Here is a 21,516-nt window from a genome sequence, read left to right as displayed (position 1 = left end):
TCCGCCGGGGCGATCTCCGCGCCCCCGGCCGTCTCCGCGACCCCGGCCGTTCCCGCGATCTCGTCAAGGCCGCCGGGACCGCCGAGGCCACCGAGTCCACCGAGGCCACCGGGACCGCCGAGGTCAGGAGCGCCGTTCAGGGTCCACCTCACCGCCGGCATCACCGCTCCGGCCGTCCACCCCGTTCGCCCGTGCCCACTCGCGGAGGGCGTCCGCGGCGGCCTCCTTGCCGAGGACACCCCGGTCGAGACGCATCTCCAGCAGGAACCTGTAGGCGCGGCCCACGACCGGGCCCGGCGGGACGCCGAGGAGCTCCTGGATCTCGTTGCCGTCGAGCTCGGGGCGGATCTTGCCGAGCTCCTCCTCCTCGGCCAGCCGGGCGATGCGCTCCTCCAGCTGGTCGTAGGTCTGCGACAGCGCCTGGGCCTTGCGCCGGTTGCGGGTGGTGCAGTCGGCGCGGGTCAGCTTGTGCAGGCGCTCCAGCAGGTGCCCGGCGTCGCGGACGTAGCGGCGCACGGCCGAGTCGGTCCACTCGCCCGTGCCGTACCCGTGGAAGCGCAGGTGCAGCTCCACCAGGCGGGAGACGTCGGCCACCACGTCCTTGGGGAACTTCAGCTCCGCCATGCGCTTCCTGGCGAGCTGGGCGCCGACCACCTCGTGGTGGTGGAAGGAGACCCGGCCGCCGGGCTCGTGGCGGCGGGTCTTCGGCTTGCCCACGTCGTGCAGGAGCGCGGCCCAGCGCAGGATCCGGTCGGGACCGCTCTCCTCCAGGTCGATCGCCTGCTCCAGCACGATCAGCGAGTGCTCGTAGACGTCCTTGTGCCGGTGGTGCTCGTCGATCTCCAGACGGAGTTTGGGCACCTCGGGCAGCACGTGGTCGGCGAGCCCGGACTCGACGAGGAGCCGCAGGCCCTCGCGGGGGTGGCCGCCGCCGATGAGCTTGTCCAGCTCGTCGCGGATGCGCTCGGCGGAGACGATGTCGATCCTGTCGGCCATCGCGCCCATCGCGGCGAGCGCCGCCGGGTCGACGGCGAAGCCGAGCTGGCTGGCGAACCTGGCCGCGCGGAGCATCCGCAGCGGGTCGTCGCCGAAGGAGCGCTCGGGGGGGCCCGGGGTGCGCAGCACCTTGGCGTGCAGGTCGTCGAGGCCGCCGTGCGGGTCGACGAAATCGCGGGACGGCAGGCGCAGCGCCATCGCGTTGACCGCGAAGTCGCGCCGGGCCAGGTCACCCTCCAGCGTGTCGCCGTAGGCCACGTCGGGCTTGCGCGACTTGGGATCGTACGACTCGCTGCGGTAGGTGGTGATCTCCAGCAGCCACCCGCCCTTGCGGACGCCGACGGTGCCGAAGTCGATGCCGATCGTCCAGATGGAGTCGGCCCAGTCGCGGACGAGCTCCAGGACCGTCTCGGGTCTCGCGTCCGTGGTCAGGTCGAGATCGTTGCCGATCCTGCCCAGGAAGACGTCGCGTACGGAGCCGCCGACGAGGGCGATCTGGTATCCCCTGGCGGCGAAGAGCTCGCCGAGCTCGTCCGCCACGGGTGCGATCTTCCGGAACAGCTCGCTCATGCCGTGGCGCTGGCTCTGGGTCAGATTTGAAAGGGACAAGCCGGGTAGGTCCTTCGGTTACGGAACATGTTCCCCTGCGGGGATACACCTGAAGCGATCACCAGGTTACGGTCGGTCAGGGAACCTCGGGGACTGTGCGTCGAGGCAAGGAGCACACACATGAAGGATGCGCTCGCGATCCACCGCTGGCTCCTCGCACACCAGGTCCATCATGAGATCGTACGCCTTCCGCGCGCGATGACATGCTCGGACGAACTCCCCGAGGTGCTGTCGGCGAGTCCCGAGATCTGCGTGGGAGTCACGGTCCTCGAGGTCACGACGCGGATCGGCCGCGACCCCGTGGCGGTCGTCACCTCCGTCGGCTCCCCGCCGCGCCCCGGCGTGGTCGCCGGCATCCTGGAGGCCCGGCGGGTCCGGCAGGCCTCGGCCTTCACCGTCAACTCCGCCACCGACTACGCCTCGGGCCTGGTCTGCCCGCTGCTGCTGCCCCCCACGCTCACCGTGCTGGTGGACGAGCGGCTCACCCGCACCGTCACACCCGTTTACGTGCCCACCGGAGAGCGTCGTACGGCACTCCTGATCCGTGCCGACCATCTGCTCACACTGGTGTCGGGAAAGATCGTCGACCTGACCCGGCACGGCTCCCGCAGAGAGCCGGCGACCTTTCCCCTCGCCGGTTAGGCCATAGCATTACCGGCGTGCGCCGTACTCGACCCCTGGCCGGCACGTGATCCACAAGGCCGCGCTCCTCGCCCTGCTCGCCACCACGCTGCTCGTTCCCGCGGCCGTGGTCGTTCCGGGTACGGCGAACGCCCGGACGACCTCGGTGAGCCGGGCGGGCCTCCAGGTCGTGCTGGAGGCGATCGGCCCCGACGCCCCCCGCGACCCGACCACCGAGATCAAACTGTCCGGCTCCCTGGTCAACTCCGGCACCGAGACCCTGAACGGGTTGCGCATCCGGATGCACTACTCCCCCCAGCCGTTCGCCCGGCGCGCCGACCTGGAGGCCTACCAGGCGGGACAGACACTCCCGAACTCGTGGTGCTGCGAGAGTTTCGTCCAGGCGCCGATCGCGCCCTCGGGCAAGCTGCCGTGGGAGTTCTCCTTCACGCCGCAGGAGCTGAAGTTCTCCGGTTTCGGCGTCTACCCGGTCATGGTCGAGGTGCTCAACGCCTTCGGGCAGCAGGGCACCCTGCGCACCACGGTGACCTACATGCCCAGGGAGACCAAGGTGGCCCGCACCCGGCTCGCCACGGTGCTGCCCATCGTCGACCAGCCGCGCCGGGCCGGCGACTCCACCTTCGTCGACGAGGGCCTGCCCGCGGCCATGGCCCCCGGCAAGCGGCTGGGCGACCTGCTCAAGATCGCCCAGGACACGTCGTCCGCCAAGGGGCTCACCTGGATCGTCGACCCCGCCCTGCTCGACGACGCGCGGGCCATGGGCGAGCCGCACGCGGTCAGGGTCAAGGACCGCACCCAGCAGCGCCCCGCGACCCCCGAGACCGCCCAGTGGCTGAACGACTTCCGCGAGGCCGTCGCCGACCACCCGGTGGTGGCGACCCCGTACGGCGACCCCGACGTGGCGGCCCTCGCCCACAACGGCGTCGACGACGCCGTCGGGACCGGGATCGCCGCGGCCGGGATCGTCGCCAGGGAGACCCTCGGCCGCGACGTGATCACCAACGTGAACTGGCCGGTGGGCGGCCTGATCGACTACGACGGGCTGGACCTGCTGGCCACCGGCGGCGTCGGCACCGTGCTGCTGAACGTGTCGAACCTGCCGCCGGTGACGCCCCCGGTCACCACCCCCGACGCCTCGGCGACGCTGGAGAGCGTGAACGGCCCGGTCACCGCCCTGGTCGCCGACGCGGCGCTGAGCGAGGCGGTCGGCGCCGACACCTCCGCCCCCGGCGCGGCGCTGGCGAACCGCCAGCGGTTCATCGCGGAGACGGCGATGATCAGTTCGGAGCCCGGTGCCCCGGCCAGGACGGTGATCGCCGTCCCGCACCGCCGCTGGGACCCCGACCCGGAGTACGTGACCGATCTGATCGAGACGGCCGCCACCCTGCCCTGGCTGATGCCCGTCACGCTCGACGCGGTAAAGCGCGCCAAGGGCGTCCCCCCGGTCCCGCGGGCCGGCCTGACCTACAGCGACCAGGACCGGAAGCTGGAGCTCTCCAAGCAGTACCTGACCGGCGTCAAGCGCGTCGGCGCCCGCGCCGACCTGACCGCCGCGATCACCACCGCCCAGGACCTCGACGTCTTCGACCTGGCGCTGCTGCGCCTGACCTCCTCGGCGTGGCGCGGCCGGACCGGCGCCGCGACGCCGTACGTCCAGCAGGTCGCCGAGGCGATCGACGGCCGGATCGCCATGGTCAACATCACCGGCAGCGAGCAGTCGCGGCTGCGCACCCTGGCCGGCAGCAACGGCGACGTGCCGATCAGCGTGCGCAATGAGCTGAGCGGCGAGGCCGGCGAGGTCGCGGTCGCGGTCCGGCTCAAGGTGACCTCCGACCAGCCCGACCTGCTCAAGATCGAGCCGTACGAGGACAAGCTGGAGATCCGCGGCGGCCAGAACCAGACCATCCGGATCCCGATGACCTCCAGGTCCAGCGGCCAGACGACCGTGACGGTCCAGCTCACCACCGAGGACGGCCGCAAGTACGGCAAGCCGATCGAGCTGACCGTGCGGACCACCGGCTACACCGGGGTCGCCCTGGTGATCGTGGGGGCGGCTCTCGTGGTGATGCTGGCGGCCGTCGTCCTGCGCGTCCTGCGCCGCCGGGGAGGCCGCCGCCCCGCGGCCGCCCCGCCGCCGGAGCGCGAGCGCGAGCCCGCCGGCACCGAGTCCTGAGCGCCTGGCGCTCCGAGCACCTAGCGAAGGAAAGCGCATGAGCAGGGTCCTGCGCGCGAGCGCGATCATGGCGGCGGGGACGATGGTCTCCCGCGTCACCGGCTTCGTCCGGACGGCGGTGCTCGCGGCGGCCATCGGCACCTTCGCGCTGGGCGACGCCTACAACGTGGCCTACACGATCCCGCTCATCCTGTTCGACCTGCTCATCGGCGGGATCCTGAGCAGCGTCGTGGTGCCGATGATCGTCAGGCGGCAGAGGTCGGACCCCGACGGCGGCCGGGCCTACGAGCAGCGCCTGATGACCCTCGGGGTCGTCGCGCTGACGCTGATGGCGCTGGTCGCGGTGGCGCTGGCCAGGCCGCTGATCGGCCTCTACAGCACCGGCTGGGATCCCAGGCAGACCGAGGTGGCGGTCAAGCTGGCCCGGTTCATCCTGCCCATGATCGCCTTCTTCGGGGTCGGCGCGATCGCGGGCGCGATCCTCAACACCCGCGACAGGTTCGCCGCGCCCATGTGGGCGCCCGTGTTGAACAACGTCGTGATGATCGGCGTCGCGATCGTCTACTACGTGAAACTGGGCAGGGCGGGGGTGGACGTCACCACGGTCACGGACGCCGACCTGGCGCTGCTCGGGCTCGGCACCACCGCCGGCATCGTGGCGCAGTGCGTGGTGCTGGTCGTCGCGCTGCACCGGGTCGGCTTCCGCTTCCGGCCCCGGTTCGACATGCGCAACGCCGGTCTCGGCGAGATGGGCCGGATGGCGTCCTGGACCCTCGCCTACGTCGGCATCAGCCAGCTCGGCTTCCTGGTCACGACCAACCTGGCGACCGGCGCCGGAGAGCGGGCGCCGGGGGCGGGAATCGCCGCCTACTCCTACGCCTACCAGTTCTTCCAGCTCCCGTACGGGATCATCGCGGTCTCGGTGATCACCGCGATGCTGCCCAGGATGAGCCGGGGGGTGGCCGACGGGCAGCTCGACACGGTCCGCGAGGAGTTCGCCTCGGGGGTGCGGCTGGTGTCGGTGCTGCTGGTGCCCGCCGGGCTGCTGCTGATGGTGCTGGGCCCCGCGGTGACCGTGCTGATCTTCTCGTGGGGCAACATGACCATCGACTCGGCGGTTTACATCGGCAACGTGCTGCAGGTCTTCGGGCTGGCGCTGGTACCGTTCTCGATCTTCCAGCTACTGCTGCGGGTCTTCTACTCCTTCGGCGACACGCGCACCCCGGTCTTCCTCGCCCTCGGCAACGTGGCGGTGAACGCCACGCTCGGCCTCGTGGCCTACCACACCCTGCCGCCCCGGTACATCGTGATGGGCCTGGCCTTCGCGTTCACCGTCGCCTACGTGGTCGGCGCGGCGGTCGCCTGGATCCTGGCGGCGCGCCGCGTGGGGGGCCTGGCGGGGCGCAGGGTGGCCGCGGGGCTGTCCCGGATGTACGTGGCCGCGCTCCCCTCGGCGGCGCTCGCGCTCGGCGTCCTGTGGCTCACGCAGGAGCTCACGGGGCTGGACGCGCTGAGCGCGGCCATCATGCTGGCGGTGGGCGGCGGACTCGGTATGGTTCTTTACTTGGCGATCGCCCACCGGATGCGCATCCCCGAGGTGAGTTCGATCGTTGGAATGGTGGCAGGACGGGTAGGCCGGTAACCCAAAGACTTGTCTCAAACGTCTGACAAGACGAACACGGGCGGAACCGGCGCGGGACTACCATGGTGCGACGCGTGTGGTGACATGCGGCTAATGGAAGCAGGAGGGCGTGGGCGGATCCACCCAGCATCGTGTGATGTGTCGTGATGTGCTGACCGGGCATGGTGCTGTCGTGTTCTCAGGTACGGGGTCCTCGTGAGTTCCCCCGCCGTCGAGCCCGGCACCAAGCTGGCCGAGCGTTTCCGGCTCGAGGACCGCGTCCACGAGTCGGGCGGTGCCACGCTGTGGAAGGCCATCGACGAGGTGCTCGCCAGGCCCGTCGCCGTCCACACCTTCGATCCCGACTTCCCCCGCCTGAACGAGGTCGTCACGGCGGCCAGGGTGGCCAGCCGGCTGACCGACCCCCGCCTCACCCAGGTCTTCGACGCGACCGAGGACGACGGCCACTCCTACGTCGTCAGCGAGTGGGTGAGCGGCGAGTCCTTCGGCGACATGATCGCGAACGGGCCGCTCGACCCCGAGCGGGCCGCCGCGATGGTCGCCGAGGCCGCGGAGGCGCTGGCCCACGCGCACGAGGCGAACCTCGCCCACCTCTGCCTCACCCCCGAGCACCTGGTGTGGACGGCGGGCAGCACCGTCAAGCTGCTCGGCCTGGGAGTCGACGCCGTCCTGGACGACGTGACGAGCGACGACCCCGCCCGCGAGGACGCCGAGGGCCTCGGCCGCCTGCTGTACGCCGGGCTGACCGGCCACTGGCCGGGCGACGAGCAGGACGGCGGCGGCCTGCCCGTCGCGCCCATGGGCGACGGGCACTTCTGCACGCCGCGCCAGGTCACCGCAGGTGTTCCCGGCTACCTGGACGCCATCGTCTGCCGGGCGCTGCTGCCGGAGACCAGGCGCGGGCTCGAACCGCTGACCACGCCCGCCGAGGTCGCCGAGGCCCTGGCCTCGGTGTCGCGGCCCAGTCCCCTGCCGATGCCGACGCCGATGCCCATGACGGCGCTGCCGGTGGCGGCCTCCCGCTCCGAGGGCATCGACACCGCGGCGCCCCAGCGCCACACGCCCCCTCCCCAGCACCACCACCACCCGATGCCCCGCCAGACGGGCGGCGGCATGGTCAACAAGGTCGCCATGACCGTCGTCGTGCTGCTGGTGATGGTGGCCGTCGGCCTGGGCGCCTGGACGCTCGGCCGCAGCATCGGCAACGCCGGCACCCCGGCGCCCGGCGAGGAGAGCACCACGCCCACGCCGACCGCGGCCGTCGGCACCCGGGAGGTGAAGCCCTCCTCGGTCACCGGCTTCGACCCGCTGGGCGACAACGAGGAGCGCGGCGAGCTGGCCGTCAACGCGACCGACGGCAAGGAGTCCACCGACTGGCACTCCGAGTCGTACGACTCCGCCGACTTCGGCCGGCTCAAGACCGGGGTGGGCCTCCTGCTGGACATGGGCGAGAGCGTCCCGGTGAAGCAGGTGACGGTCAACTTCGGCAGCACCTCGGGAGGCACCGTGGAGCTCAGGGTCGGCGACTCCCCGCAGCTCGACGACCTGTCCGTCCTGCAGAAGATCAACGGAGTCTCCGGCAAGAAGACGTTCACCGCGGAGAGCCCGAAGAAGGGCCGCTACGTGCTCGTCTGGTTCACCAAGATGCCCACTTACCAGGGGAAGTACCGCGGCCAGGTGCTGGACATGAAGGTCCTCGCGACCAAGTGACACCGCTCCGATTTGATCTGTTTTACCCGGCTTCTTGCAGATCATCAGAGAATCCGTGGCACCATCTATCCCGTAGAGGTGTTCTCCCCGGATCGGTATAGCAGGACTCTCCTTGTGAATTCCCCACCCGAGACCCCGCCAGCGGCGGACGAGCAGACGGCGAAGGCCCCCGTGTCCGACGCCGACCTGCTCACCCGGCACATCGCCGGGGATCCGCACGCCTTCAGTGAAATAGTCAAGCGACATCGAGACCGCATGTGGGCGGTCGCCCTGCGCACGCTGGGCGATCCCGACGAGGCGGCCGACGCCGTTCAGGACGCCTTCGTCTCGGCCTACCGCAAGGCCGGGAGCTTCCGCGGCGAGGCGGCGGTGACCACGTGGCTGCATCGCATCGTGGTCAACGCCTGCCTCGACCGCATGCGCAGGAAATCGGTGCGCCCGGTGGCCGACGACGAGCTCGTCGAGGCCGCGGAGCGCGAGACCCCGGTGCTCGACCAGACGGCCGAGCGCGAGGTGTCCATGGAGGTCTCGGCGGCCCTGAAGCTGCTGCCCTCCGACCAGCGCGCCGCGCTGGTCCTCGTGGACATGATGGGCTACTCGGTCGAGGACGCGGCCCAGGTGCTGGAGGTACCGAGCGGCACGGTGAAGAGCCGGTGCGCTCGCGGAAGGGCGAAACTCGCCCCGATTCTTTCCCATTTGCGGAACCGATCAGACCTGTCTCGCGTCTCATCCGCGAAGGGAGCAGAACTTCGTGACGGGTGATACGCACTACGACCTGGAGATCTTGGCCGAACTGGCCGAGGGGCTCCTCGACGCCGCCACGGCCATGCGGGTACGCGAGCATCTCGCGATCTGCGATCCCTGTGGTGAGAGCCTCGCCGACCTCGCGGCAGTTCGTGAGGTGCTGGCGGCGACTCCTACACCGGCGATGCCGATGGGAGTCGCGCTGAGGATCGACCGCGCACTGGCCGCTGAGGCAGACAGCTTCCGTGGAGGTGGAGTGGGCCTGGTGGAAGCACCGGCCTGGGACGACATAATGCGTGACGCGCCGTGGGAGACGTCCTCTCCCGCAGAACCGGCGCCATGGGAGACGACCCCTCTGCGGGCCCCGCTCCCGCAGCAGGAGCCTGAGCTCGAGCCGGTGCGGCTGGGGGTCGTCGGTGACGACGGCACCGTGGTCCCGGCGGCCGCGGCCAGGCGTCGCGGCGCGAACCTGCGGCGCCGGTGGGCGATGCCCGCCGCGGCGGCGGGCGTGGCGGCGGCGGTGATCGGCGCGACCGCGCTGGCAGCCGGGACGCTGACGGCGTCCGGCCCGTCCCCCGCGCCTCTCGCTCAGCCCGTGCCGGCGGACACGATCCAGTACGCGCTGACCGACAGCAACTACAACTACACCGACGCCGAGCTTCGCGGCTCGCTGCTCGACTACATCGGTCCCGGGACCATCCTCGGGACGACCGAGAACTCGGGGATCGACAAGTGTGTCCGGCAGGTCTCGGCGCAGGTCGGCATCTCGCCCTTCGCCGTGGACCAGGGGTTCTACAACGGGCAGGAGGCCAACATCCTGCTCTTCTGGCAGGACCAGGCCAAGAACACGGTGCGCGTCCACGTCGTGGGCCCGCAGTGTGACGACGTGCGGAAGCCAGGCCTCGCACGCTGGAAGTGACCGGTGGTGCGGCCCCGGGTGACCTCGACAGGCCACCCGGGGCGGCCTGCGGCGAAACACCCGGGGCCGGTGAAAAGGGTCCCGAAAGATGACCGGTGACAAGAATCCCGAGGTGATCCGCGGCGGGTAATCCGCTGCCAAAACCCTCGCTTCCACCGTGGGTGCCCGGCATGGATTCGTCCGTGCCGGGCTTTCCGGTTCCACCGGGGGATGCGTCACCACGCCGGGCGGGAATCAGCGGCGCCTAGGATCTGTTGACGCCGGTGGCATCGACAGAGGGAGAGGCGCGAGCGCTGATGGACGTCCGGAATGTGATCATCATCGGGTCGGGACCCGCGGGTTACACGGCCGCGGTGTACTCCGCGCGTGCCGAGCTGAATCCGCTGGTCTTCGAGGGGTCGGTCACCGCGGGTGGCGCCTTGATGAACACCACCGAGGTGGAGAACTTCCCAGGCTTCCCCGGCGGCATCATGGGCCCTGACCTGATGGACGGGATGCGCAAGCAGGCCGAGCGGTTCGGCGCCGAGCTGGTCGCCGACGACGTGGTCGAGGTCGACCTGGCCGCCAACCCGAAGGTCGTCAAGACCGCCACCGACACCTACTACGCCACGTCCGTCATCCTGTCGATGGGCTCGGGCTACCGCGAGCTGGGCGTGCCCAACGAGAAGCGCCTGTCGGGCCACGGGGTGTCGTGGTGCGCCACCTGTGACGGGTTCTTCTTCCGCGGCCAGGACATCGTGGTCGTCGGCGGCGGGGACACCGCGATGGAGGAGGCGACCTTCCTGACCCGGTTCGCGGCCTCGGTGACGGTGGTGCATCGTCGTGGCGAGCTGCGCGCCAGCAAGATCATGCAGGATCGGGCGTTCGCGAACGAGAAGATCCACTTCCTGTGGGACAGCGAGGTCGTCGACGTGCTCGGCGAGAACAAGGTGAGCGGGGTGCGGGTACGCAACCTCAAGACCGGCGCGGAGGCGGAGCTGGCGGCCACCGGGCTGTTCATCGCGATCGGCCACGATCCCCGCACCGAGCTGGTCAAGGGCCAGGTGGAGCTGGACGACGAGGGCTACATCAAGGTCGAGGCGCCCTCGACGCGCACGAACCTGGAGGGCGTCTTCGCCGCGGGTGACGTCGTCGACCACACCTACCGCCAGGCGATCACCGCCGCCGGCACCGGGTGCGCCGCCTCGCTCGACTCCGAGCGCTGGCTGGCCGAGCACCACGGCGCGTGACGACGGCGCATGACGACGGCGTGTGACGACAGGGTGCACGGCCGGGTGTGACGCCCCCGCGAGGCAGGCCTCGGGCGCGCGTCGCACCCCCGCCGGACGGCACCGCGCGCACACCGGTCACCCATCGGCAAGGTCATCAGGAACACGTCCTCAGACAAGAGGGAGAGCAGGAACCTTGGGCACCATCAAGCACGTGACCGACGCCAGCTTCGACGCCGACGTCCTCAAGAGCGACAAGCCCGTGATCGTCGACTTCTGGGCCGAATGGTGCGGCCCGTGCCGCCAGGTCGCGCCGATCCTGGAGGAGATCGCCGGCGAGCAGGCCGACAAGCTCACCGTCGTCAAGCTGAACGTCGACGAGAATCCGACAACGGCGACAAACTACGGCGTACTCCAGATTCCCACTCTGAACGTCTATAAGAACGGAGAGGTTGTGAAGCAGATCATCGGCGCCAAGCCGAAGGCCATGCTGCTTCGCGAGCTCGAGGGCATCATCTAGGCCCCCTGCGGGTCGGCCGTCCCCCACGGCGTCCGCCCGTATCACCCGCTTCCGAGCGGCACACCCACCCACTGAAAGCCCCCCGTCTCACCGCGGGGGGCTTTCACATGCACCCGGCACCCGTACAGGGCACGCCCAGGGCTTCCGGCACGCGCCGCGCCGGGCGGGCTCGCGAGACTCCCGGGGACAGGCTCACGACTCCCGGAGCCGGGCCTACGGACCCCGGAGACAGGCTCACGGGCCTCGAAGGCAGACATACGGGCCTCGGAGACAGGCTCACGGGCCCGGGAGGGCGCGGTTCGGTCCCCACGCGTGCCGTACGGGCTCCAGAGGGTCTCAGACGGGCCGCAGCGCCCTCTCCGGACTCATCGACCCGAGCAGCCTCTCCAGTGCCACCTCGACGTCCTCACGCCACGAGACGGCGTTCTTGAGCTCCAGGCGGAGGCGGGGGAAACGCAGGTGCGGGCGGACCGTCTTGAAACCCACGGAGAGCAGGTAGTCGGCGGGCATCAGGCACGCGCCCGGCTGCTCCCACTTCAGGTCGCCGAACGCCTCGATCGCCCGCACCCCGCGCCGGGTCAGGTCCTTGGCCACGCCCTGGACCAGCATCCGGCCCAGTCCGCCCCCGGAGAACTCCGGGATGATGTGCGCGGTCATCAGCAGCACCGCGTCCGCGCTCACCGGCGAGGTCGGGAAGGCCACCGAGCGCGGCACGTAGTGGGGCGGCGCGTAGAGCACGAAGCCGGCCGCCACCCCGTCCACATAGACGATCTTTCCGCAGCTTCCCCACTCCAGCAGAGTGGAGGAGATCCAGGCCTCCTTCTCCAGTCCCGGATCACCGGCCTTCACGGCCCGGTCCGCGTTGACGGGATCGAGCTCCCAGAAGACGCACCGGCGGCAGCGGCGCGGCAGGTCGTCGAGATTGTCGAGGGTGACGTTTGCCAGCCGACGCGACACCTGTTGGCCCCAATCCTGGCGAGACGAGTGCAAGCCATGGCGAAAAACGCGCGAAAACGGCGTCTCCAGCTGGCATCGTAGCCCAGTGCGGGTCCTGGTTTCAGGAGGTCCCGTCCCCACACGCAGACGACTGCAACCCCTGACGTAACCTGGTTTCTCTAGTATGAGCGCTTGCGCTCCACACTACCTAGGAGGTGGACCGTGCCCCAGGACAACGAACACGGTCAGACCATCGCCCCGACCCAAGGCTCGCGCATCGACGCCTACGTCGACCGTTACGCGGCACGGGCAACCGGGATGGTCGCCTCCGAGGTGCGAGCTCTCTTCTCCGTCGCGTCGAGGCCCGAGGTGGTCTCGCTCGCCGGCGGCATGCCGTACGTCACCGCCCTCCCCCTGGACGTGGTGGGGGAGCTGGTCGCCGACCTGATCGCCAAGCGCGGCCCGGTCGCGCTCCAGTACGGCTCGGGGCAGGGCGACCCGCACCTGCGCGAGCAGATCTGCGACGTCATGCGGATGGAGGGCATCGAGGCCAACCCCGACGACGTCGTCGTGACCGTCGGCTCCCAGCAGGCCCTCGACCTGATCACCCGGATCTTCATCGACCCGGGCGACGTCGTGCTCGCCGAGGGCCCCTCCTACGTCGGAGCCCTGGGCACGTTCTCCGCCTACCAGGCCAAGGTCATCCATATCGCGATGGACAGCGAGGGGATCATCCCCGAGTCGCTCGCCCAGACCATCTACGCCCTGAAGAGCGCGGGCAATCGGATCAAGTTCCTCTACACGATCCCCACCTTCCAGAACCCCGCGGGCGTGACGCTCAGCGTCGCGCGCAGGCAGCAGGTCCTGGAGATCTGCCAGCGGGCCGACGTGCTGATCGTCGAGGACAACCCGTACGGCATGCTCGGCTTCGACGGCGATCCCATGCGGACGCTGCGCGCCGACAACGCCGACGGAATCGTCTACCTCGGCTCGTTCTCCAAGACCCTGGCCCCCGGTTTCCGGGTCGGCTGGGCCCTCGCCCCGCACGCCATCCGCGAGAAGCTGGTGCTGGCGATGGAGTCCGCGGTGCTGTCGCACTCCTCCTTCACGCAGCTGGCCGTCGGCCAGTATCTCGCCACTCAGCCCTGGCGCGAGCAGATCAAGGCGTTCAGGGAGCTCTATCGCGAGCGCCGCGACACCATGCTCTCCTCGCTCGAGGCCCTGATGCCCGACGGCGTCACCTGGACCCGCCCCGGTGGCGGGTTCTTCGTTTGGGCCACCCTCCCCGAGGGGCTCGACTCCAAGGCGCTCCTGCCCCGCGCGGTCGCCGAGCGGGTGGCCTTCGTACCGGGCACCGGTTTCTTCGCCGACGGCGGCGGCGCGCGGCACATGCGGCTCTCATACTGCTACCCCGAGCCCGAGCGCATCCGCGAGGGCGTCCGCCGGCTGGCCGGGGTGATCGGGCAGGAGCTCCGCGTCCGTGACACCTTCGGGACCGGCTCGCCCACCGAGCGCGCCGGGATCGACACTCCGGGACCCGACCTCGCGTGACCCCGCCACGCCCTGACACCCGGTAGGTGCTCCGTGCCACGGGGCACCTCCGGCATGAGCTCCTCCCCGCCGGTACCGTACGGTGACTTCCTGCGCCGGTGCGCGATGATCGATCCGGTTCGCCGGGACAGCCGGACCGCGCGTGACGAGAGCGACAGGACAGGCTCGGAGCGGGCCTTGACGAGAGGTATGTCGGATGAGTGACCTGGGCCATGTGCTCGTCCTGGCGGGCGGGCTCTCCTACGAGCGGGAGGTCTCGCTGCGTTCCGGCCGGCGGGTGAGCGAGGTGCTGCGCGGCGCGGGCGTTTCCGTGGAGACCCGCGACACCGACGCGTCGCTGGTTCCCGCCGTGCTCGCGGACCCGCCGGACGCGGTCTTCGTCACCCTGCACGGCGGGGCGGGCGAGGACGGCGCCATCCGCTCGGTCCTCGAACTCCTCTCCGTCCCGTACGTCGGCGCCGGCCCCGATGCCTGCCGGGTCGCCTACGACAAGCCCACCGCCAAGACCGTCGTCCGCTCCGTCGGGCTGCGCACCCCCGAGTCGGTGACGCTGCCCAAGGAGACCTTCCACGACCTCGGCGCCTCCGCGGTGCTGGCCCGCATCGTGGACCGCCTCGGCCTTCCCCTGTTCGTCAAGCCGTCCCGCGGCGGCTCGGCGCTCGGCGCGTCGATCGTCCGCAGCGCCGAGGAGTTCCCCGCCGCCATGGTCGGCTGCTTCGCCTACGGCGACACCGCGCTGATCGAGCGCTGCATCCAGGGGGTCGAGGTCGCCGTCTCGGTGGTCGACCTCGGGAGCGGGCCGATGGCACTGCCCCCCGTGGAGATCGTCGCCAACGAGGGCGTGTACGACTACGCGGCCCGCTACACCGCAGGGCACACCGAGTTCTTCGCCCCGGCACGCCTGTCGCCCGAGGCGTCGGCGGCCTGCGCCGAGATGGCCGTGACCGCGCACACCGCCCTCGGCCTCAGGGACATCTCCCGTACCGACCTGATCGTCGACGCGGACGGCCTGCCCTACTTCCTCGAAGTGAACGTCGCCCCGGGCATGACCGAGACGTCCCTCCTCCCCATGGCCGCCGAGGCCGCAGGGGAGGACCTCGGCACCCTCTGCCGCGTTCTCCTGGAACAGGCAGCCGCTCGCGGCGCCTGACCTCTCGCCCGGCTCCCCCGCCTGAACCACACCGCGGGCACGGGCCGAGCCGGCATGGTGCCGGGCCTGGCCGGTCGACGGACCGGCGGGCCTGGTCGGCGGGCGGGCCGGTCGACGGACCGGCGGGCCTGGTCGGCGGGCGGGCCGGCGGGCCTGGTCGGCGGGCGGGCCGGGCCTCCCCCTACGCTGGCCGTGTGCTGACCTCCACCCCATTCCCCAAGAGCTTCGCCAGCGACAACCACGCGGGCGTGCATCCCGCGGTTCTCACCGCCATCCTCGAAGCGAACGCCGGAGACGCCCTCGCCTACGGCGGCGATGCCTGGACGACCGCGATGGAGGACGCCTTCCGCGCCGAGTTCGGCGCACGCGCGACCGCCTACCCGATGTTCAACGGCACCGGCGCCAACGTGGTGGGCCTCGGACTCGTGCTGCGGGCGTACGACGCGGTGCTCTGCCCGGCCACCGCCCACATCCACACCAACGAGTGCGGTGCCGCGGAACGCGTGCTGGGCGCCAAGCTGGTCACCCTTCCCACGGATGACGGCAAGATCTCCGTGGACGACGTCCGCGGCGAGCTGTCAGTGCTGGGGAACGAGCACCACTCCCAGCCCCGGGTGATCTCCATCTCCCAGGTGACCGAGTGCGGCACCTGCTACACCGCCGACGAGATCGCCGAGCTCGCGGAGTTCGCGCACGCGCACGGCCTCTTCCTGCACATGGACGGCGCCCGGCTGGCCAACGCGGCGGCCGAGCTCGGCTGCTCGCTCCGCTCCCTCACCACGGACGCGGGTGTGGACCTGCTCAGCTTCGGGGGCACCAAGAACGGCGCCATGGGTGCCGAGGCGCTCGTGGTCCTCCGCCCGGAGCTGGACTCCCCGGCACTGTTCCTGCGCAAGCAGGGGATGCAGCTCGCTTCCAAGATGCGCTTCGTCTCCGCCCAGCTGACCGCCCTCCTCACCGACGACCTCTGGCGCGAGAACGCCGCCCACGCCAACGCCATGGCCCACCGCCTGGCCGACGGCGTCGCCGACCTCCCGGGCGTCTCCCTGCGCTATCCCGTGCAGTCCAATGCCGTCTTCCCTGCCCTCCCCGAGAAGGCCATCGCGGAACTGCAGCAGCGCTATCTCTTCCATGTCTGGGACGCGGCCGAGAACGTGGTCCGCTGGGTGACCGCCTTCGACACCACCCCAGAGCACGTCGACGCCTTCGTCGCCGACATCCGTCTCGCCGTTCAGGAGAACCCCGGCTCCTGAACGGCATCTGTTTCACGTGAAACGGCCTGGCTCCAGAGCCGGTGACGTTTCACGTGAAACACCGGCCGCCGCCTTCAGGCCGCTTTCCTTCTCCCGTACGTCAAGATCTCGGCCGTTCTTCATGGGCGTGGGCTCCGCCCCCGGCCTTTCCTGCCGCTCCCCGATTCCTCCCTACCAAGGAACCCCCGCCTTGCCGAAGTCCGGCTCGCACATCCCGCCGCTTCATGTTTCACGTGAAACGACGCTGCCTCCACGACGCCGCCTCCACGATGACGACAGCGGGACCACCCGACGAGACGGCCCGCCGCCGGCCCCACGGAAGCCTCCGCCGGGATGCGATGCTCCACGCGCGACGGTCTCGTCGAAGCGGGCTCCACGCCCCTGGAACCGCGCATGCGTAGGCGTTGAACGCGTCTCAAGGGGCAGGGGCCCAGTCGATCACCGCAACGCCGTGCGGCGAGCACAGAGCGGTGGACGAGTCCCGGACACCTGGATGCGAGAGGCCGGAAGGACGTGGCGGCGGGGAAAGCGGGAGCGAGGGAAGGCCGAAAGCGGGGAAAGGGCCGCGCATGGGCGGGAAGCAGCCGGGGGAAGACGCGGCCGGCGGAGCGGGGGCGGAGTCGGTCGAATCAGCTGAACCGGAGAGGGCCGGGGGGGACGACCGAGACACGGGAGCGACCGGTACACGCGAGCCGGGGAGAACGCGAACGGCCTCCCTGTTTCACGTGAAACAGGGAGGCCGTTCGTCGTCGGGGAACCGTCCGGGAAGGTCGGCCGCCGGGGGTCATCCCGGAAGGCAGCCATCCCGGAAGGGGCCTCGGGGGAGATTCACCGGCCCGGCGGGTGCGCCACGGGCTCGCCTTCCCGGGCTTCCGGAGCCGGTTCGATCATCCTTCCATCGCCTGCAGCGAGCCCGGAGCCATCGTGCCGATGATGCGCTCCAGATCGTCGATGGTCGCGAACTCCACCACGATGCGCCCCTTGCGACGGCCGAAGTCGACCTTCACCCGGGTCTCGAAGCGGTCGGAGAGACGGTCGGCCAGATGCCGGAGGGCGGGCTCCTCGTCGGGCTTCGCGCGGGGAGCGCGCGGTGCCGGTGCCGGTGCCGCCTTGGCGTCGCCCACGGCGACGATCTCCTCGACCGCGCGGACCGAGAGCAGCTCGGCCACGATCCGGCGGGCGAGATGCTCCTGGGCCGCGGGATCGTCCAGCCGGAGCAGGGCTCGGGCGTGGCCCGCGCTGATCGTCCCGGCCGCGACGCTGAGCTGCACCCCGGGTGGCAGCTTCAGCAGGCGCAGCGTGTTGGTCACGTGCGAGCGGGAACGGCCGATCCGGGTGGCGAGCTGCTCGTGGGTCGCGCCGAAGTCGTCGAGCAACTGCTGGTAGGCCGCCGCCTCCTCCAGGGCGTTGAGCTGCTCGCGCTGGAGGTTCTCGATGAGCGCGTCGAGCAGGAGCTTGTCCTCCTGGGTGTTCCGCACGATCGCGGGGATCTCGGAGAGCCCGGCGAGCTTGGAGGCGCGCCAGCGGCGCTCACCCATGACCAGCTCGTAGCGCCCCTCACCCGTGGCCCGCACCACGACCGGCTGGAGCAGACCGACCTCGCTGATCGAAGCGGCCAGATCCTGGAGGGCCTCCTCGTCGAAGACATCGCGGGGCTGGCGCGGGTTGGGTGCGATGTCGTCGACGGGGATCTCGAGGAAGTAGGCCCCCATGACCGGCTTGGGGCCCGGCTGCTCCGGCACCACCGGCTCGGGGGCGACCATGGTCACGGTCATCGACACGGGCGTCTCCGTGACGACGGCCGGACCCGTGGGGATGAGCGCCCCCAGTCCCCTGCCCAGCCCTCTCGGCTGCTTACTCACTGCCCCTCCCGAGACTCAAGGTGTCGCACTCACTGACATACCCGTGGCCGCGGCCACGGGACTCGCGGTGCTCATATGGCCGCACCGCGGTAAGCGATCTCGCGGGCGGCGTCCATGTAGGCCATCGCGCCGCTGGAGCCCGGATCGTACGTCATGACCGACTGACCGTAGCTCGGAGCCTCGGAGACACGCACGCTTCGGGGGATCAGCGTGCTCAGGACCGTCGCGCCGAAGTGGGAGCGAACCTCGTCGGCGACCTGCGAGGCGAGGCGAGTGCGCCCGTCGTACATCGTCATGAGGATGGTGGAGAGGTCGAGCGTGGGGTTCAGGTGGGCGCGGACCAGATCGACGTTCCTCAGCAGCTGGCCGAGGCCTTCCAGCGCGTAGTACTCGCACTGGATGGGGATCAGCAGCTCGTTCGCGGCCATCAGCGCGTTGACCGTGAGCAGGCCGAGCGAGGGAGGACAGTCGATGAGGATGTAGTCGAACTCGACGGCGTCGTACGCGGCCAGCGCGCGCTGCAGACGGGCCTCGCGGGCGACCATGGAGACCAGCTCGATCTCGGCACCGGCCAGGTCGATCGTGGCGGGAGCGCAGTAGAGGCCCGGCATGTCCGGGACCTCCTTCACGACCTCCGCGAGCGGCAGGTCCTCCACGAGCACCTTGTACATGTCCGGTACGTCACCGCGGTGCTCGACGGCCAGGGCCGTCGAGGCGTTTCCCTGGGGGTCGAGGTCGACCACGAGCACGCGCTGGCCGTGCATGGACAGCGCCGCGGCCAGGTTGACCGACGTGGTGGACGGTGAAGATCCGGGTCTTGGCGGGGCGGGGCCAGTCACCGTCCCGGACCCCGGTGGAACCTCCGGGAGCGGCGGCGGTCTTCTGGGCCGATGTTTCACGTGAAACCACTGAGCTGAGTGCCTCTCGTACCAGCGGCGAGTCGCCGGGATTAAGGGGGGTCTGGGTCACGGTCGTCTTCCTTTCAACCGGCCTGACTACGGCACCGGGTGCTGGTGCCGGCCAGCCCAGACCGGAAAGGCGTCCATGGGGCAAAACGGCGGGAATCTCGGGCCAGCCGAGACCGCTCCTCGCGCTGGCGATCGCACTCGAACGGTCGTTCACTGGCCTCGTACTCGCTTTGCTCGGTTTACCTGGTGACCTCGCGCTTACCTGCCTCGCGAGGCACGATCCTTCCGGCGAGAGGCCTTCCGCGCTCCTTCGGGAGCCCGACCGGCGACCACTCGGATGAGAGTTGCGGGCGGCTCGACCTTACCGTGCCCGACCGATGTAAGCTCGGCGGTTTGCACCCCACTCGCCCGCAATTGCGGCTCGGCGTCCGCCAACTCCTCGGCGGCACGCTCGCCCTTCATGGCCAGCAGCTCACCCCCCTCGCGCAGCAGGGGCAGCGCCCATTTCAGCAGGCGATCGAGCGGCGCCACCGCGCGGGCGGAGGCGACGTCGAACTCCCGCCTGCCCGCGAACTCCTCGGCCCGGCCGCGCAGGACCTCGACGTTGTCGAGTTTCAACGACTCCACGCATTCCTCCAGGAAGACCGTCCGGCGAAGGAGCGGCTCCAGGAGGGTGACGGTGATGTCGGGCCGTACGATCGCCAGGACCAGGCCCGGCAGGCCGGCACCGGAACCGATGTCGACCAGGCGCACGTCGGCGGGCACGGCCTCGGCGATCACCGCGCAGTTGAGCAGGTGGCGGTCCCAGATGCGCGGCACCTCCCGCGGGCCGAGCAGCCCGCGCACCACCCCGGGACCGGCCAGCAGCTCCGCGAAGGCCTCCGCTCTGGCCCAGGCGTCGCCGGCGAACACCTCGCGCGCGACCTCGGGCGGTTCGGGGATCTGGTCACTCACTCGATGCTCACTCTTCCCTCGGAAATATCGGGGTCAGGCCGATCTCAAGGCTAACGGCCCGCTTCGGCGCCGTCGTACAGCACGGGGTGGCGACGCCGCCGCGGGCGCGCGGGACACGATGCCGTGCGACGCGTGCGGCCCACGAAAAGGTCCCACAAAGCGGGCCACGAGAGCGGCCCACGAAAAAGGCCGCCGTCCCCGGGGAACCGGGGGCGGCGGCCTCTGCCGGCCCACGCCATCGCCAAGAGGCGTTAAACGGGAAGCACCACCACGAAACGGCGGGGCTCCTCGCCCTCGGACTCGCTCCGCAGGCCCGCCGCCGCGACGGCGTCATGCACGATCTTCCGCTCGAACGGGGTCATCGGCTGCAGCGACTTGGGCTCGCCGTTCCGCTTGACGTCCGCCGCGATCTTGGTGCCGAGCTCGCTCAGCTCGCTCCGGCGGCGGTCGCGGTAGCCGCCGATGTCGAGCATCAGGCGCGAGCGCTCACCCGTCTGGCGGTGGACCGCGAGGCGGGTCAGCTCCTGGATGGCCTCCAGCACCTCGCCGTTGGGGCCGACCAGGTCGCCGCCCTTGATGTCGACGACCGACACCACGGCGCGATCGCCTTCGACATCCATGTCGATGTCACCGTCGATGTCGGCGATGTCGAGCAGACCCTCGACGTAGTCCGCCGCGATCTCGCCTTCCTGCTCCAGGGCGGCGAGATCGGGAGCCGTCTTCGCGGGCTCCTTCTCGGCCTCGGCCTCGGTCACGTCCGGCCACTCCTTCGTGCTGTCGGGATGAGACGTCAGGACTTCTTGCTACCGGTCCGCTTGCTGCGGGGCTGGCGGGTGGGCTGCTGTCGGATCACCTTGGCCTCCGGCACGGGCGGCGCCTCGGGCTCGGGGGCGGTCTTCTTGACCTTACTCAGCAGGCTCGGCTTGGGCTCGGGAGTCGTGACGTTGCCCTTGGCGTCGACCACCGGGGAGGGGTTACGGCTGTAGAACCAGTGCTGCTGGCCGAGGGTCCAGACGTTCGTGGTGACCCAGTAGAGGATCAGTCCGAGGGGGAAGTTCAGCGAGAAGATCGCGAACAGCGGCGAGACGTACATCAGGATCTTCTGCTGCTGCGCCATCGGGTTGTCCGGCATCTGGGCGATCGAGCGGGTCACGCTCTGCCGGACGGTGAGGAAGGTCGTCAGCGAGCTGACCGCCACGAAGATGGCGAGCACGACCTTGGTGATGATCGGGTCGGCGTCCAGCTTGATGATGTCGGCCGAGCTCGTGAAGAACGTCGCGGGGATGGGGGCGCCGAAGATGTGCGCGGCCCGGGCGCTGTTGACGAGGTCCTGCGACATCCCGAACTTGGCCTGGCCCGCGGCCATGGCCTGCAGCACGGTGAACATCGAGATGAAGATCGGGAACTGCGCCAGGATCGGGAGGCAGCCACCCAGCGGGTTGGCCCCCTGCCCCTGGTACAGCGCCATGACCTCCTGGTTCATGCGCTGCTTGTCGTTCTTGTAGCGCTTGCGGATCTCCTGGACCTTGGGCGCCAGCTCCTGCATCTTCTTCGACGAGCGCATCTGCTTGAGGAAGAGCGGGAAGATCAGCAGCCGCATCAGCACGGTGAGCGTGATGATGGTCAGCGCCCAGTTGAGCCCGCTGTCCTTCGGGAGGAAGGTGCTGTAGCCCTGGTGAATCCAGGTGATTACGTGGGCGACGGCTGTGTACAGCCAGTTCAGCCAGGACAGCTCCACC

General features: G+C 70.3%; 18 protein-coding genes. 11 read left to right on the top strand and 7 right to left on the bottom strand.

Going from position 1 to position 21,516, the window contains the following annotated elements:
• Positions 1–123: 123 nt before the first annotated feature.
• Positions 124–1,566 (bottom strand): CCA tRNA nucleotidyltransferase, encoded by a 1,443-nt coding sequence (locus ACTOQ2_RS20335; RefSeq protein WP_440101512.1) that lies wholly within the window; start codon positions 1,564–1,566, stop codon positions 124–126.
• Between the two features lie 159 nt (positions 1,567–1,725).
• Between ACTOQ2_RS20335 and ACTOQ2_RS20330 the strand changes: the two genes are divergently transcribed.
• The 8 genes from ACTOQ2_RS20330 to trxA all read left to right on the top strand — a co-directional run bounded on the left by ACTOQ2_RS20330 (position 1,726) and on the right by trxA (position 11,163).
• On the top strand, positions 1,726–2,247 hold the full coding sequence (locus ACTOQ2_RS20330; protein WP_440101329.1) for a YbaK/EbsC family protein: 522 nt from the start codon (positions 1,726–1,728) through the stop codon (positions 2,245–2,247).
• Between the two features lie 46 nt (positions 2,248–2,293).
• Positions 2,294–4,420 carry a DUF6049 family protein gene (locus tag ACTOQ2_RS20325; RefSeq protein WP_440101327.1) on the top strand — a complete coding sequence of 709 codons (2,127 nt, stop codon included), beginning with the start codon at positions 2,294–2,296 and terminating at the stop codon, positions 4,418–4,420.
• A gap of 37 nt (positions 4,421–4,457) precedes the next feature.
• Positions 4,458–6,062: a murein biosynthesis integral membrane protein MurJ gene (murJ, locus tag ACTOQ2_RS20320; RefSeq protein ID WP_440101325.1), complete on the top strand. Its 1,605-nt coding sequence runs from the start codon at positions 4,458–4,460 to the stop codon at positions 6,060–6,062.
• Between the two features lie 195 nt (positions 6,063–6,257).
• Positions 6,258–7,772 carry a protein kinase family protein gene (locus ACTOQ2_RS20315; protein ID WP_440101323.1) on the top strand — a complete coding sequence of 505 codons (1,515 nt, stop codon included), beginning with the start codon at positions 6,258–6,260 and terminating at the stop codon, positions 7,770–7,772.
• A gap of 114 nt (positions 7,773–7,886) precedes the next feature.
• Positions 7,887–8,534 carry an RNA polymerase sigma factor SigM gene (gene sigM, locus ACTOQ2_RS20310; RefSeq protein ID WP_329088091.1) on the top strand — a complete coding sequence of 216 codons (648 nt, stop codon included), beginning with the start codon at positions 7,887–7,889 and terminating at the stop codon, positions 8,532–8,534.
• On the top strand, positions 8,524–9,435 hold the full coding sequence (locus tag ACTOQ2_RS20305; RefSeq protein ID WP_440101321.1) for a zf-HC2 domain-containing protein: 912 nt from the start codon (positions 8,524–8,526) through the stop codon (positions 9,433–9,435). Before sigM ends, ACTOQ2_RS20305 begins: the two co-directional genes overlap by 11 nt.
• Positions 9,436–9,728: 293 nt before the next feature.
• Complete coding sequence (gene trxB / locus ACTOQ2_RS20300) at positions 9,729–10,664, top strand: thioredoxin-disulfide reductase (RefSeq protein WP_440101510.1); 936 nt, start codon at positions 9,729–9,731, stop codon at positions 10,662–10,664.
• A 175-nt stretch (positions 10,665–10,839) separates the two neighbouring features.
• Positions 10,840–11,163, top strand: a complete 324-nt coding sequence (trxA, locus tag ACTOQ2_RS20295) for a thioredoxin (RefSeq protein ID WP_362688192.1) — start codon at positions 10,840–10,842, stop codon at positions 11,161–11,163.
• Between the two features lie 336 nt (positions 11,164–11,499).
• On the opposite strand, the gene ACTOQ2_RS20290 is transcribed toward trxA, so the two are convergent.
• Positions 11,500–12,120, bottom strand: a complete 621-nt coding sequence (locus ACTOQ2_RS20290; protein WP_326646217.1) for a GNAT family N-acetyltransferase — start codon at positions 12,118–12,120, stop codon at positions 11,500–11,502.
• Between the two features lie 297 nt (positions 12,121–12,417).
• Here ACTOQ2_RS20290 and ACTOQ2_RS20285 point away from each other — a divergent pair, with 297 nt between their 5' ends.
• The 3 genes from ACTOQ2_RS20285 (at position 12,418) to ACTOQ2_RS20275 (ending at position 16,053) form a co-directional block, all read left to right on the top strand.
• Positions 12,418–13,650: a PLP-dependent aminotransferase family protein gene (locus ACTOQ2_RS20285; RefSeq protein WP_440101508.1), complete on the top strand. Its 1,233-nt coding sequence runs from the start codon at positions 12,418–12,420 to the stop codon at positions 13,648–13,650.
• A 196-nt stretch (positions 13,651–13,846) separates the two neighbouring features.
• Positions 13,847–14,800, top strand: a complete 954-nt coding sequence (locus ACTOQ2_RS20280) for a D-alanine--D-alanine ligase family protein (RefSeq protein WP_440101319.1) — start codon at positions 13,847–13,849, stop codon at positions 14,798–14,800.
• A gap of 194 nt (positions 14,801–14,994) precedes the next feature.
• Entirely contained in the window at positions 14,995–16,053 is a 1,059-nt protein-coding gene (locus ACTOQ2_RS20275) for a threonine aldolase family protein (protein WP_440101316.1), read from the top strand.
• A gap of 887 nt (positions 16,054–16,940) precedes the next feature.
• Here ACTOQ2_RS20275 and ACTOQ2_RS20270 read toward each other — a convergent pair.
• The 5 genes from ACTOQ2_RS20270 to yidC form a co-directional block, all read right to left on the bottom strand.
• A complete protein-coding gene (locus tag ACTOQ2_RS20270; protein WP_440101314.1) occupies positions 16,941–17,915 on the bottom strand; it encodes a ParB/RepB/Spo0J family partition protein in 975 nt (324 codons plus the stop codon).
• 71 nt (positions 17,916–17,986) lie between these two features.
• Entirely contained in the window at positions 17,987–18,754 is a 768-nt protein-coding gene (locus tag ACTOQ2_RS20265; protein WP_440101312.1) for a ParA family protein, read from the bottom strand.
• 327 nt (positions 18,755–19,081) lie between these two features.
• The gene (rsmG, locus tag ACTOQ2_RS20260) at positions 19,082–19,777 is read right to left on the bottom strand and encodes a 16S rRNA (guanine(527)-N(7))-methyltransferase RsmG (RefSeq protein ID WP_440085415.1); all 696 of its coding nucleotides are present in this window, start codon (positions 19,775–19,777) and stop codon (positions 19,082–19,084) included.
• Positions 19,778–20,028: 251 nt separating this feature from the next.
• Positions 20,029–20,532, bottom strand: coding sequence for a Jag family protein (locus ACTOQ2_RS20255; RefSeq protein WP_344744242.1), 504 nt, complete (start codon positions 20,530–20,532; stop codon positions 20,029–20,031).
• 35 nt (positions 20,533–20,567) lie between these two features.
• Complete coding sequence (gene yidC, locus ACTOQ2_RS20250; RefSeq protein WP_440101310.1) at positions 20,568–21,515, bottom strand: membrane protein insertase YidC; 948 nt, start codon at positions 21,513–21,515, stop codon at positions 20,568–20,570.
• Position 21,516: the final 1 nt, after the last annotated feature.

This window comes from Streptosporangium sp. H16, from assembly GCF_051918855.1.
In the GTDB taxonomy this organism is placed as follows: Bacteria; Actinomycetota; Actinomycetes; order Streptosporangiales; family Streptosporangiaceae; genus Streptosporangium.
Note: the sequence above shows the minus strand (reverse complement) of the source record. Positions and strands in the feature narration are given on the sequence as shown.